This is a genomic window from Paenibacillus sp. 2RAB27 (assembly GCF_052115445.1).
Classification (GTDB): domain Bacteria; phylum Bacillota; class Bacilli; order Paenibacillales; family NBRC-103111; genus Paenibacillus_E.
In genome coordinates this window covers 82,778-94,956 of sequence record NZ_JBFRGR010000018.1, presented here as the reverse complement: position 1 = coordinate 94,956, position 12,179 = coordinate 82,778, and the positions used below count along the sequence as shown (strand labels likewise).

The window sequence follows — 12,179 nt, the reverse complement described above, 5'->3', positions numbered from 1 at the left end:
AACTGATTTCGTGGCAGCGTTGGGCCGCGGTCAGGTAAAAGAGAGAAAACGGGGGTCTAGCGACCTCCCCCATATATAGACAAACTAAGGAGTGTTGGTCAGTGTCGGATGCTTATAAAAAGGCTGGCGTCGATATCGCGGCGGGGAACGAAGCAGTAGAACGGATGAAAAAGCACGTTAAACGGACATTCCGTCCTGAAGTGTTAACAGATCTCGGTGGCTTCGGCGGGCTGTTCAGCTTGAACAAAGACAAGTATGAGGAGCCTGTACTCGTATCGGGTACGGACGGCGTGGGCACGAAGCTGAAGATCGCTTTTGCCATGGATAAGCATGATACGATTGGGATTGACGCGGTTGCGATGTGTGTGAATGATATTATCGTTCAAGGCGCAGAGCCATTGTTCTTCCTAGACTATCTCGCTTGTGACAAAGTCATTCCAGAGAAAATTGAAGCGATTATTAAAGGGATCGCCGACGGTTGTGCGCAATCTGGTTGCTCACTAATCGGTGGTGAAACGGCGGAAATGCCGGGCATGTATGCACAAGGGGAGTATGACATTGCCGGCTTTACGGTTGGAATCGTCGACAAGAAAAAGATCATCGACGGAACAACGATCCGTCCTGGAGATGTCGTGCTAGGACTAGCTTCAAGCGGTGTGCACAGTAACGGGTTCTCGCTTGTGCGTAAGCTTTTGCTAGAAGATAACGGATATACCCTTCAAGGGCATGTGGAAGAGCTTGGCGACAAGCTTGGTAACGTGTTGCTTGAGCCAACGAAGCTGTATGTGAAGCCAGTTCTAGCTATGTTGGAAGACGTAGCGATCAAAGGTATGGCGCATATCACAGGCGGCGGTTTCATAGAAAATATTCCGCGGGTTCTGCCTGATGGCGTGAACGTGGATATCCAATACGGCTCATGGCCGATCCTTCCGATTTTCTCTTTGATGCAGCGTGTAGGTAACATCACAAACAATGATATGTTCCGTACGTTCAACATGGGAATCGGGATGGTTGTCATCGTAGCAGCTGACGATGCAGAGAAAGCGATTGCTGCTGCAGAAGCACAAGGCGAGAAAGCTTACCGTTTAGGTGTTGTTTCTGAAGGCGAGCGTGTAGTTACGTTCCAAGGAGCTGACGTGTAATGCAGCCTTATCGCATCGCGGTTATGGCTTCAGGCAGCGGTTCGAACTTCCAGGCTATTGTGGATCAGGTACAGAAGGGGAAGCTTGATGTTAGCATCGAGCTTCTTGTCTGTGACCGCCCAAAAGCATTCGTTGTTGAGCGTGCCAAGGAAGCGAAAGTGCCTGTTTTTGCCTTCAATCCGAAGGAATACGAAAGCCGTGAGGCGTATGAGACGCTGATCTTGAAAGAGCTGCAGGATCGCGAGGTCGATCTGGTGGTGATGGCGGGGTACATGCGGATTATTACGAATGTGCTGGTTGAGCCTTACTTCGGACGAATGATTAACATTCATCCATCTCTGTTGCCTTCGTTCCCCGGCGTGCGCGCTGTGGAACAGGCTGTGGAGTATGGCGTGAAGCAGACAGGCGTCACGGTGCATTTCGTTGATGGCGGGCTGGATTCCGGCCCGATCATTGCCCAGCGTGCCGTGGAAATCCACGAGCACGAGACGGCTGATTCGCTCACGGAGCGAATCCATGCGGCTGAGCACGTGCTGCTGCCGCAGGTTGTGCGGTGGCTGCGCGAGGGCCGCGTGAGCTTGGACGGCCGCAGGGTTAGCGTGCGGAAGTAGGTTAGAGATTAACACGCGCTTGCGTGCGTGTGTGGCACTTATTTATTTTATTCAGATTTGGGGCTTGTCGCACTGTAGTGATGTTTTTCATCATTATATGAGGCGTGGAGCGAGAAAAAGCTGCTTTAGTGATGATTTATAACGTTACGGAGCCGATTATGCCCCGAAAGTTGGCGTAACAGGTGCGTTAGTGATGATAATCATCACTACGCATGGCTTCCCGCGAAATATATTCGCAGTAGTGATGTTTAACATCACTAAGTACTCATTCACATACAATTCCATTCCCTAAGGAGGAAGCATAGTGGCAATCAAAAGAGCACTGATTTCCGTTTTCGATAAAACGGGCATCGTAGAATTCGCGAGCGAGCTGTCGAAGCTGGGCGTTGAAATCATTTCCACAGGTGGTACGCTTAGTTTGTTAAAGGATAAAGGGGTACCGGTGATCGGTATTTCCGAGGTTACAGGGTTCCCAGAAATCATGGACGGCCGCGTGAAGACACTTCACCCGAACGTGCATGGCGGACTTCTAGCTGTTCGTGACAACGAAGAGCACCAAGCAAGCATGAAAGAGCTTGGCCTAGAGTACATTGATCTCGTTGTCGTGAATTTGTATCCTTTTGCAGAAACGATTGCAAAGCCTGACGTGACTTACGAAGATGCGATCGAGAACATCGATATCGGTGGACCTACCATGCTTCGTTCCGCAGCGAAAAACCATGCTTTCGTATCCGTTATCGTCGACACGACTGACTATGCGAAAGTGTTGGAAGAAGTGCAAGAGACGGGCGACACGACACTAGCAACACGTAAACGTTTGGCGGCAAAAGTGTTCCGCCACACAGGCGCTTACGATGCTTTGATTGGTGACTATTTGACTGGCCTCCAAGGCGAGCCTTACCCAGAGCGTTACACAGTAACGTATGAAAAAATGCAAGAGCTTCGCTACGGCGAGAACCCGCACCAAAGCGCAGCGTTCTACCGCACGCCGAATGCAGCTGCTGGCAACATCACAACGGCTGAACAATTACACGGTAAGGAATTATCGTACAACAATATTAATGACGCGAATACAGCTCTTCAAATCGTAAAAGAGTTCAGCGAGCCTGCAGTTGTTGCCGTTAAGCACATGAACCCTTGCGGCGTGGGGATCGGTACGAACGTACTTGAAGCTTACACGAAAGCGTACAATGCAGATCCAACGTCCATCTTCGGTGGTATCGTGGCTGCGAACCGTGCGATCGACGAAGCGACTGCACAATTGCTGCATGAGATCTTCTTGGAGATCGTCATTGCGCCAGATTTTACACCAGAAGCACTTGAGATTCTGGCTAAAAAGAAAAACATCCGCCTACTCAAAGTAGCCGGTTTGGATACCATTGCTGGTCGCGAGTCCCAGCCAGTAATTACAACAGTTGAAGGTGGCATGCTGGTACAAGCGAGCGACGCTTACCAACTGACAGAAGCAGATCTGAAAGTCGTTTCCGAGCGTCAACCGACAGCGGAAGAGATGAAGCAATTGCTTTTCGCATGGAAAGTAGTTAAGCACGTTAAATCTAACGCCATCGTACTTGTGGCTGACGATATGACAGTTGGCGTAGGCGCTGGTCAAATGAACCGTGTCGGCGCAGCGAAAATCGCAATCGAGCAAGCTGGCGACAAATCGAAAGGCTCCGTACTTTCGTCCGACGCATTCTTCCCGATGGGCGATACACTTGAAATGGCAGCAAAAGCAGGCATCACTGCGGTGATTCAGCCAGGCGGCTCCATCAAAGACGAAGAATCCATTCGCGTTGCGAACGAAAATGGCATTGCGATGGTTATGACAGGCGTTCGTCACTTTAAACACTAAAACAATTGAGAATGCTCACGATTCGTAAGTGGACCGTGGGCATTCCCCATGAGAGGGGTTCCAGCAAATGCGTGTATTAGTTATTGGACGTGGCGGACGTGAGCATGCCATTGTATGGGCACTGAGCAAAAGCCCGAAAATCAGCAAACTGTTCTGCGCACCAGGAAACGGCGGGATTGCCGGCTTAGCGGAATGTGTGCCGATTACGGAGCTTCAGTTTGAAGAGATCAGCACATTTGCCAAGGAGCAAGCGATTGACCTGGTTATGGTTGCGCCTGATGATCCGTTAGCGGCAGGATTGGTTGATCATTTGGAGTCAAAAGGGATCGCAGCATTCGGCCCTCGTGCTAACGCAGCAATCATTGAAGGCAGCAAAGTGTTCATGAAGCAGCTGCTCAAAAAATACAGCATCCCTACGGCGGCTTACGAGTCTTTTGATGCGTATGAGCCAGCACTTGCTTACTTGCGCTCGCAAACAGCGCCAATCGTTATCAAAGCAGACGGCTTAGCCGCTGGTAAAGGCGTTACGGTTGCGCAAACGATGGAAGAAGCGGAAGCAGCGCTGAAAGACATCATGGTGGGTCAAGTCTTTGGGGCATCGGCAGGCGCGAGCGTCGTGATTGAGGAGTTCTTGACAGGACAAGAAATGTCCTTATTGGCCTTCGTTGATGGTTCGACAGTGCGTTTGATGGTGCCTTCGCAGGATCATAAGCCGGTTTTTGATAACGATAAAGGACCGAATACAGGCGGAATGGGGACGTACTCCCCACTTCCACATATTCCCGAGTCCATCGTGCAAGAAGCACTTGTGAACATCGTTCAGCCTACGGCAGATGCAATGGTTGCAGAAGGCCGTCCGTTCAAAGGCGTGCTGTATGCGGGTCTGATTTTGACGCCTAACGGTGTGAAAACGATTGAGTTCAACGCGCGCTTCGGTGATCCGGAGACGCAGGTGATTTTGCCGCGATTGAAAACGGATTTGCTGGATATTTTCCTCGCGATCAACAACGGAACGTTGGCTGAGCAGCCGATCGAGTGGAGCGATCAAGCCGCAGTATGCGTAATCGTGGCTTCGCCAGGATACCCTGGACCGTATCCGAAAGGATTGCCGATTACTGGCTTAGATCAAGTGCAGGAGTCACTCGTGTTCCACGCGGGTACGGCAGTTGATGAGAACGGACAAATCGTCACGAACGGTGGACGTGTGCTAGGTATCACAGGCCTTGGCAAAGATATCATTGAAGCTCGTCAGAAGGCTTATGCGGATGCGGATCGGATCCATTTTGAGGGTAAGCATTACCGGACGGATATTGCGATGAAGGCATTGAAATAGATGGAGAGAAACGCAGCCTCTTGGGTGAGGGGCTGTGTTTTTTTGTTGAGGTTTGGGGGAGGCGGAGGGGACGCCTGATTAATGTTCGTATCACAGGTGCTAAAAATACAAAAAGGCGTCTTTTTCAAAGGAATTCACTTCAACATTTTAAATAAATGCAAAAAGGCATCTTTTTGGGTCGAAAATGTCTAAACAAAGGAGAAAATGCTAAAATTGATGCCTATTTGCATCAATTTTAGCTGAAATCGTGTATTTGATTGAGAAAGGTTGCTCTATTGCATTTCTCAGCAGAAGGAGAGGTAGCTGGTGGTGATTGCCCTCTCATCAAAGCTAATTAGGGTAAAAACGAGTTACCACTCGTTGCAGACGGAAGTTATCCCGATGCGTATCTTCACTTTTTTTTTGTTTTTCCTCTAAGGACTTCGTCAGAAGGGTTTTTAACTGCTTAGCTAATAGTCTTAGCTGTCGAGATTGCTTCAGGTCGTAGTGTGATATAATGGCAAGAGAGTTAATCATAGGTGGTGGTTCGGGATGAAGACAGAAAAGGAATTAAATGAAATCTTCAAGAAAATTGAACAATCCGTACAGGACAAGGCAAGAAAAACTGGTGCTCCTATTTTTTATATTGAAAATGGCAAGCGCATCCGGCAAGAGCCAACAGGGGAGCGCTATATCCAAGTTATAGATTCTGATGGCAATCTGACCGATTATAAACTGTAAAGAGGTGGCCAGAATGCCTGAAATGACGGTTTTTGCGGGTTGTAATGGCGCAGGAAATCGACGTTGATTGAAGTGATAAACTCGTTCCATCACTGGTTAACAGCCGATGAAGGAGCGAGTTTTTTTGGATTACTTTTTATCCCAGCCGCGAATGTATTTACTTCTGTTCTTGTAGACGAAATAGCACGCCAATAAGGCAAGAACAATTAATGAAATGGACAGCCAGTGATCAGTGAAATAATGCCAAAGTGCCTGCATAGCGGAACCTCCCAAATGTGGAGAAGCATGGTAAGGTTAGTTTCGCGAATGGAGGCTGTTTTTATACAGAGCTAGAGAAGAAGGGGAATTGCCGATGTTTGATAAAAGAATGCTTATACTCTCCGCGATTATATCGCTTGTTGGTGTGATGGCTGGTTGTGGAGATAAGCATCCAGTACCCGTGGCGTTGCCTACGACGGAGGCTGTACAGAGTGCTTCGCCGCTGGCCACAGTAGCGCAGGCAACGGCTAAGCCGCCAGTTGTGCAGGCCGCAGCTACAATTACGCCTGCCTCAACAGCGGCTCCGACGCCTGTCGCAACGCCAGAAACGAAGCCAACACCAACGAAGACGGCTGCTCCAACCACGCTGCCGAGTGTTCCTAAGAGCAATAAGCTTGTTATGATCGATCCTGGACATCAACGGGTTGGTAATAATGCACCTGAGCAGGTCGGGCCAGATACGCGGGAAACGAAGCCCAAGGTTAGCTCCGGTACGGTAGGTGTACGCACGAAGAAACCAGAGTATATGCTCAATCTGGAAGTATCCTTACTGCTCAAAGCGGAGCTAGTTCGACGGGGGATCAACGTTACGATGACACGGGAGACGCATGACGTGGATATTAGCAACAAGCAGCGTGCAGATATGGCGAATGAGGCGGGAGCGGCACTAGTTGTACGGATCCATGCAGATGGTGACGCTTCGGTAAGCACGAAGGGATTTTCGGTTCTGTACCCGTCAGCGACGCAGCCAGCTGTTAAGCCCATCGCAGAGGAAAGTAAGCAGGCCGCTGGTTTGCTCCTAGCTGGCATGCAGCAAGCAACGGGTCAGAAGGGACGTGGCCTATCGGCGCGAGACGATCTGAGCGGCTTCAACTGGTCGAAGGTACCCGTCGCGCTCGTAGAGATCGGGTTCATGACGAATCCCGAAGAGGACGAGCTCATGTCGGAAGCGGCGTATCAGCAGAAGCTTGCGATAGGCATTGCAGATGGGATTGAGCAGTTTGTGAACGGTAAGTGAGGAGGGACGGATCGCAACATGGTTTTATTTTCACAGATTCGTGAATAATGTAGATAATTGGCACTGATTTGGTTGTGGGAGGGGGTGTTGCTGTGCTGCCGGCATTTTTTATTGCGCATGGCTCACCGAGTTTGGCGATTGAGCAGCATGCGTATACAGAGTTTCTGCAAAGGCTTGCGATGTCGCTTCCAAAGCCGAAAGCCATCGTTGTGTTTAGTGCACATTGGGAAAGCGCGGTTCAGAAAATCAGCACGGCTGTCGAGCCGGAGATGATGTACGATTTCTCAGGCTTCCCGGAAGAACTTTATGACATTAACTATCCGGCCAAAGGGGATCTGACCTTAAGCCTCCATATTCAGCAGCTATTCCAACAGGAGGGTATACGCTGTGAGTTGAATGACAGGAGAGGTTTGGATCACGGAGCTTGGGCGCCGCTCTCCATTATGTACCCCCATGCACAGATCCCTGTTGTGACACTTTCGGTTAACCCGCGATTAACACCCGAGGAGCATTACCGAATTGGTGCCGCTTTAGGCTCTTTGCGGGATGAGCAGGTGCTGATTATTGGCAGTGGCGGAACGGTTCACAATCTACGAAAGCTGGATTATAACAATCCGGTGCCGCAGCTTTGGGCCGTGGAATTCGATGAGTGGCTAGAGGAGCAGCTCGAAACGTGGAATTTGGAGGCGCTGATTCGCTACGACGAGCGAGCGCCGCATGCGCGGGAGGCTGTGCCGACGCCGGAGCATTTTGCGCCATTGCTCATCGCGATGGGAGCAGGTGATGCTACACGGAACGCGAAGCTGTTGCATCATAGCTTCCAGATGGGCACCCTGAGCCTATGCTGTTGGATGTTCGGCAGTCTACGTATACGTAAGCAAGAGACATAGGTCCGTTGTTGTTCAAAGGCCTGCGAATGCTGCAGGTTTTTTTGTCGTAATGGTTGATGGCATGAGGCCAGCTCAATCCAGAAACCGCCCCTTATGCTCCGGATTCGGCAGCATGCAATGCTCGGTCTTGCCGAACCAGCGATAGCGGTTGCGTGCGATGAAGCTGTATCCGAGATTGCGGATCGGAGCTGGGATCACGATCGCCGCGTAGGCGAGCGGCCATGCACCGCGCAAGCGCCTCGCAATGCGCAAAGCAGCTGAGCTGCGCGTATAAGCGCGGTTGCCTTCGATCAGCACAATGGTGCTGAGTCGATTTAGCGGCAGCTTATGCTCGGCGAGCAGTCGTTGTCCTGTCTCCGACTGCAGAGAAGCGAAGCGAAACACGCCTTTCGGGTCGTTTCGCAGGATGAATTGCACCGCGCTGCTGCAGAGCAGGCAAACCCCGTCGAACAAGATAACGGATGGATGATCAATATGAGTTGACATGGGTGTCTCCTTTGGTCCACACATTTGTTGGAGGAAGCTACTCCTAATTATACGTTGGTTGCACGACATAGCAACATGGGGACTTTCTCAAAGATTTCATATTGTCTTTATGCGCAACATGGACAATAATATACCTATACAGGTATAGGGGAGGAAGGCTGTCTATGAAATACGATGATGATGTGAAGAAACGTTTAAAACGGATGGAAGGCCAGATTCGTGGGATTTTACGGATGATGGAAGAAGAACAGGATTGTAAAGATGTCGTAAGCCAAATCTCTGCTGTTCGCAGTGCTGCTGATAAAACGATTGCCACCGTTGTTGCTGTCAATTTGGAGAATTGCATTATGGAGGAAAAAGAAGCGGGTAGAGACACAAGTAAGCTGGTCAAGCAGGCTGTAGAATTGTTAGTTAAAAGCCGTTAATGTGTTTAAGAAAAGAGGCAGGTCATGGATAGTAATATGATTTTCAATCTCGTGGCGCTAGGTTTTATTATTTGGTTCTTCTACTCACGTTTTGCAGGAGTCAAAGGGCTGCGCAATCTTTCATCCGAACAATTTCAAGAGGCTATGGCTGCTGACAAGGACAAGTCTGTTCTCATCGATGTGCGTGAGCCTGGGGAAATGAAGCAAGGGTACATCCCAGGGGCGGTGAATATCCCTTTGTCCTCAATGGGTAAGAGATTGAGCGAGATACCTAAGGATCGTCAGATCTACCTATACTGTCGGAGTGGCATGAGGAGTAAACAAGCTGCGAGAATGCTACGGAAAAATGGCTTTAGCGAGCTGTCCCATCTGAAGGGCGGCATCATGTCCTGGCGGGGTAAGCAAACGCAATAAGGTCCACAAAACGAAAAAGTCATTAACCATGGGGTTAATGACTTTTTGTCGTTATTCATGGAAGCTAGTCCGCCCGATTCGACCTTTGTCTTTTTGAAAATAAATATGCAGAAAGAACTCCATTACACCATAAAATACAGCTACGATCGTCATATCCGTAAAAGTTAGGGACCAATCGTAGAAGTGCCTTTCCACGAGCCAGAAGTAGGCATAAGTTAATAACATATCCGCTAGTACAGCGGAAATATTATTCGTGAGTCTTAAAAACAGTTGATCAACAACGACGTAGGTAAGGAGCGAAAACGTATAAGTAGCACTAAGTGCTCCCATAAATGTAGCATCCGTAAGGTACATCAAGATGGGAACAATGATGATGCCATTTATCAAAAGTTTTAAGAATAACTTCCCTAACATGGCCAACATGGTCTCGCCTTCTTTCATTCAAGGTATGCAGTACTGATCTTAATATGGCTTCTGCATGCTTGAACTATGCTTGTTCTACCGATTCAAAGTAAACAAATAATTATATTTGCTTGCATGCTTGAGCTCATCGAGGATAACCCCATAGAAATCATGACCAGTCATCTCTCGATACATGCTGCGAAACATGGCGTTATGACTGCGTCGAATATGTCCAATACATATAGGCTCCTCCATTGACTAGGCTTTAGCTCAGCATATGTGTGAGAGGCTAAAGGGGTTCAAAAGGTATATTCAGAGAAAGGTGTTGACGAAAAGAAAAAGTTTTACTATAGTATACATATACCCCAACGGGTATATGTATATAGTTTCAAAGGAGATCATGAACTGATGGTCTAATACATGGAGGTAATGGCCATTTTTTTTGCTTGAATTTATACCCCATAGGGTATATGAGTGCTTGGTTTTGGATTTCAATCTCATTCTAGGGAGGAAATAAACAATGGAAAATGGAGTTCAATTGCAAGGAATGAGCGCGGCTGAATTAGCAAGAAAGATTTTAAACAACGACCCGATTTTCATCCTAGACGTGCGTAACGACAGCGATTTTAAAGATTGGAAAATCGAAGGTCATCATGTTCATATCCTAAACACACCCTATTTTGATTTGATCGATGGGGTGGAAACTATTGTAGATCAACTTCCAGATGATAAGGAAATTTTGGTCGTGTGTGCCAAAGAAGGCTCTTCGAAATTTGTTGGGGAACAATTGGTCGAGCAAGGGAAACAACATGTTTCTTACTTGGTGGGAGGTATGAAATCCTGGAGTGAACATCTTGAGCCGGTTAAAGTTGGTGATTTGCAAGATGGCGGAGAAATATTTCAATTTATCCGCATTGGTAAAGGCTGCTTGTCCTACATGGTCATCTCAAACGGTGAAGCGGCCATCATTGATGGTGTTCGAATGACAGAGGTTTTTGAAAACTTTGCCCAAGAAAAAAACGTAACCATTAAACATACGATTGATACGCATCTTCATGCAGACCACATCTCTGGTGGACGACAATTAGCTGAACAAACAGGAGGCACGTATTGGTTGCCGCCTAAAGATGCAGAAGAAGTTGTGTTTAACTACGCGCAGCTTGAGGAAGGAAACCGTATTGTGGTTGGTGATACTGAAATTCAGATACAACCTATTTATTCGCCTGGACATACGATCGGAAGCACCTCGTTAATCGTTGACAATCAATTCTTGCTTTCGGGAGACATTTTATTCGTGAAATCAATTGGTCGTCCTGATCTCGCGGGTAAAGCAGAGGATTGGGTAACCGACCTTAGAACAACGTTGTATGAGCGTTATAAGCAGTTATCCCATGACTTAATCGTTCTTCCTGCCCATTTTGGCAAATTTACGGAGCTGGGAGAAGGGGGTCAAGTCTCTGCCCGCCTTGGAGATTTATATAAGGAAAATCCAGGGTTGAATATTGGAGAGGAAACAGCCTTCCGTCGTATAGTTACTGAGAATTTACCACCGCAGCCGAATGCTTACCAAGAAATACGTCAGACGAATATGGGAAAGATTACACCAACGGTCGGGGAACAACGAGAGATGGAGATTGGACCTAATCGTTGTGCAGTTCATGATGCTTAAACCACTACACCATAGATAGGAGGAAACGACGATGTATAAGGAGCAAATGCCAGATGAAGTTTTGGGTCGGATCAATAGGAAGGAAAATGTAGTTATTCTTGATGTGAGGGAACAGGATGAGTGGGAGTCCGGTCACATTCCAGGTGCCAGACATATTCCGCTAGGGCAAATCGCAAGAGCACTCAATGAAATGGATCAACAGCAAGAAACAATCGTCGTCTGTCGCAGCGGAAACCGAAGTGGGCAAGCATGTGATTTTCTCTCTTCAATGGGTTATTACGTGCTCAACATGCCAGGCGGCATGTCGAAGTGGACTGGGGAAATAGCTTACGGTAAATAAGTATTTTAAATAAATGGAGGTAATGTTCATGTCAACACTTCAAGTGAATCGAGTAATCGAATGTGAAGGTCTTGCGTGTCCGCTGCCAGTCGTTCGCACCAAAAAGGCGATGGATGAAATGAATGCAGGTGAAGTATTGGAAATACGTGCAACAGATAAAGGCTCKGTAGCCGACCTGAAGAGTTGGTCCAGCCGTACAGGACATCAGTACCTGGGCATAAAAGAAGAAAACGGAGTTTTTCATCACTTTATTCGCAAAGCCGAGCCGGTGGACACTAAAGCAGAGAAAAAATATCCCCATATAGCTACAAATGATGAGGTCCAAACCAAGATTTCTTCAGGGGAAGCGACACATATTATCGATGTTCGGGAACCCGCTGAATATGCATTTGGACGTATTCCGGGTGCCATCTCGATCCCTCTAGGTGAATTGGAAGAAAAAATAACGGAGCTTGATCCAAGCCAAGCCTACTATGTAGTTTGCCGTACTGGAACTMGAAGTGATATGGCCTGTCAAATCCTATACGATAAGGGGTTCCATCATGTTCGGAATGTAACGCCTGGCATGACGGAATGGACCTATGATCAAGAACAAGACTAATTATAAAAAGGAGACGAA

At 48.0% G+C, this 12,179-nt stretch carries 15 protein-coding genes; 12 read left to right on the top strand and 3 right to left on the bottom strand.

The annotated features are described in order from the left end of the window. Window positions 1-101 precede the first annotated feature (101 nt). The 5 genes from purM to AB4114_RS22445 all read left to right on the top strand — a co-directional run bounded on the left by purM (window position 102) and on the right by AB4114_RS22445 (window position 5,658). On the top strand, window positions 102-1,142 hold the full coding sequence (purM, locus tag AB4114_RS22465; protein WP_441990456.1) for a phosphoribosylformylglycinamidine cyclo-ligase: 1,041 nt from the start codon (window positions 102-104) through the stop codon (window positions 1,140-1,142). Then, a complete protein-coding gene (gene purN, locus AB4114_RS22460; protein WP_441990455.1) occupies window positions 1,142-1,753 on the top strand; it encodes a phosphoribosylglycinamide formyltransferase in 612 nt (203 codons plus the stop codon). The genes purM and purN overlap by 1 nt, the downstream gene beginning before the upstream one ends. Window positions 1,754-2,057: 304 nt before the next feature. Then, entirely contained in the window at window positions 2,058-3,605 is a 1,548-nt protein-coding gene (gene purH, locus AB4114_RS22455) for a bifunctional phosphoribosylaminoimidazolecarboxamide formyltransferase/IMP cyclohydrolase (protein ID WP_441990454.1), read from the top strand. Window positions 3,606-3,672: 67 nt separating this feature from the next. Next, complete coding sequence (purD, locus tag AB4114_RS22450) at window positions 3,673-4,938, top strand: phosphoribosylamine--glycine ligase (protein WP_441990453.1); 1,266 nt, start codon at window positions 3,673-3,675, stop codon at window positions 4,936-4,938. A gap of 531 nt (window positions 4,939-5,469) precedes the next feature. Beyond that, on the top strand, window positions 5,470-5,658 hold the full coding sequence (locus tag AB4114_RS22445) for a hypothetical protein (protein ID WP_441990452.1): 189 nt from the start codon (window positions 5,470-5,472) through the stop codon (window positions 5,656-5,658). A 129-nt stretch (window positions 5,659-5,787) separates the two neighbouring features. Here AB4114_RS22445 and AB4114_RS22440 read toward each other — a convergent pair whose 3' ends face one another. Beyond that, window positions 5,788-5,916 (bottom strand): hypothetical protein, encoded by a 129-nt coding sequence (locus AB4114_RS22440; protein ID WP_441990451.1) that lies wholly within the window; start codon window positions 5,914-5,916, stop codon window positions 5,788-5,790. 94 nt (window positions 5,917-6,010) lie between these two features. Here AB4114_RS22440 and AB4114_RS22435 point away from each other — a divergent pair, with 94 nt between their 5' ends. Together AB4114_RS22435 and AB4114_RS22430 are read left to right on the top strand one after the other, a co-directional pair. Next, window positions 6,011-6,934 (top strand): N-acetylmuramoyl-L-alanine amidase, encoded by a 924-nt coding sequence (locus tag AB4114_RS22435; protein WP_441990450.1) that lies wholly within the window; start codon window positions 6,011-6,013, stop codon window positions 6,932-6,934. 92 nt (window positions 6,935-7,026) lie between these two features. Beyond that, a complete protein-coding gene (locus tag AB4114_RS22430; RefSeq protein ID WP_441990449.1) occupies window positions 7,027-7,824 on the top strand; it encodes a DODA-type extradiol aromatic ring-opening family dioxygenase in 798 nt (265 codons plus the stop codon). A gap of 72 nt (window positions 7,825-7,896) precedes the next feature. On the opposite strand, the gene AB4114_RS22425 is transcribed toward AB4114_RS22430, so the two are convergent. Then, the gene (locus AB4114_RS22425; RefSeq protein WP_441990448.1) at window positions 7,897-8,310 is read right to left on the bottom strand and encodes a thiol-disulfide oxidoreductase DCC family protein; all 414 of its coding nucleotides are present in this window, start codon (window positions 8,308-8,310) and stop codon (window positions 7,897-7,899) included. Between the two features lie 164 nt (window positions 8,311-8,474). Between AB4114_RS22425 and AB4114_RS22420 the strand changes: the two genes are divergently transcribed. Both AB4114_RS22420 and AB4114_RS22415 read left to right on the top strand, forming a co-directional pair. Next, window positions 8,475-8,735, top strand: coding sequence for a metal-sensitive transcriptional regulator (locus AB4114_RS22420; RefSeq protein WP_056612786.1), 261 nt, complete (start codon window positions 8,475-8,477; stop codon window positions 8,733-8,735). 24 nt (window positions 8,736-8,759) lie between these two features. Further along, complete coding sequence (locus AB4114_RS22415; protein ID WP_441990447.1) at window positions 8,760-9,149, top strand: rhodanese-like domain-containing protein; 390 nt, start codon at window positions 8,760-8,762, stop codon at window positions 9,147-9,149. A 51-nt stretch (window positions 9,150-9,200) separates the two neighbouring features. Here AB4114_RS22415 and AB4114_RS22410 read toward each other — a convergent pair whose 3' ends face one another. Continuing rightward, window positions 9,201-9,572: a DUF2512 family protein gene (locus AB4114_RS22410; RefSeq protein ID WP_441990446.1), complete on the bottom strand. Its 372-nt coding sequence runs from the start codon at window positions 9,570-9,572 to the stop codon at window positions 9,201-9,203. Between the two features lie 499 nt (window positions 9,573-10,071). Between AB4114_RS22410 and AB4114_RS22405 the strand changes: the two genes are divergently transcribed. Genes AB4114_RS22405 through AB4114_RS22395 form a run of 3 tightly spaced genes read left to right on the top strand, consistent with a single transcriptional unit; the run spans window position 10,072 to window position 12,161 of the window. Beyond that, a complete protein-coding gene (locus tag AB4114_RS22405; RefSeq protein WP_441990445.1) occupies window positions 10,072-11,220 on the top strand; it encodes an MBL fold metallo-hydrolase in 1,149 nt (382 codons plus the stop codon). A 31-nt stretch (window positions 11,221-11,251) separates the two neighbouring features. After that, entirely contained in the window at window positions 11,252-11,560 is a 309-nt protein-coding gene (locus tag AB4114_RS22400) for a rhodanese-like domain-containing protein (RefSeq protein ID WP_441990444.1), read from the top strand. Window positions 11,561-11,588: 28 nt separating this feature from the next. Then, window positions 11,589-12,161 (top strand): sulfurtransferase TusA family protein, encoded by a 573-nt coding sequence (locus AB4114_RS22395; protein WP_441990443.1) that lies wholly within the window; start codon window positions 11,589-11,591, stop codon window positions 12,159-12,161. Window positions 12,162-12,179: the final 18 nt, after the last annotated feature.

Excerpts from the sequence above, each read along its gene's own strand:
- AB4114_RS22420 (WP_056612786.1), top strand. The coding sequence starts at position 8,475 with ATGAAATACGATGATGATGTGAAGAAACGTTTAAAACGGATGGAAGGC.
- AB4114_RS22425 (WP_441990448.1), bottom strand. The coding sequence starts at position 8,310 with ATGTCAACTCATATTGATCATCCATCCGTTATCTTGTTCGACGGGGTT.
- AB4114_RS22445 (WP_441990452.1), top strand. The coding sequence starts at position 5,470 with ATGAAGACAGAAAAGGAATTAAATGAAATCTTCAAGAAAATTGAACAA.
- purD (WP_441990453.1), top strand. The coding sequence starts at position 3,673 with ATGCGTGTATTAGTTATTGGACGTGGCGGACGTGAGCATGCCATTGTA.
- purN (WP_441990455.1), top strand. The coding sequence starts at position 1,142 with ATGCAGCCTTATCGCATCGCGGTTATGGCTTCAGGCAGCGGTTCGAAC.
- AB4114_RS22405 (WP_441990445.1), top strand. The coding sequence starts at position 10,072 with ATGGAAAATGGAGTTCAATTGCAAGGAATGAGCGCGGCTGAATTAGCA.
- AB4114_RS22410 (WP_441990446.1), bottom strand. The coding sequence starts at position 9,572 with ATGTTGGCCATGTTAGGGAAGTTATTCTTAAAACTTTTGATAAATGGC.
- AB4114_RS22440 (WP_441990451.1), bottom strand. The coding sequence starts at position 5,916 with ATGCAGGCACTTTGGCATTATTTCACTGATCACTGGCTGTCCATTTCA.
- AB4114_RS22400 (WP_441990444.1), top strand. The coding sequence starts at position 11,252 with ATGTATAAGGAGCAAATGCCAGATGAAGTTTTGGGTCGGATCAATAGG.
- AB4114_RS22435 (WP_441990450.1), top strand. The coding sequence starts at position 6,011 with ATGTTTGATAAAAGAATGCTTATACTCTCCGCGATTATATCGCTTGTT.
- AB4114_RS22415 (WP_441990447.1), top strand. The coding sequence starts at position 8,760 with ATGGATAGTAATATGATTTTCAATCTCGTGGCGCTAGGTTTTATTATT.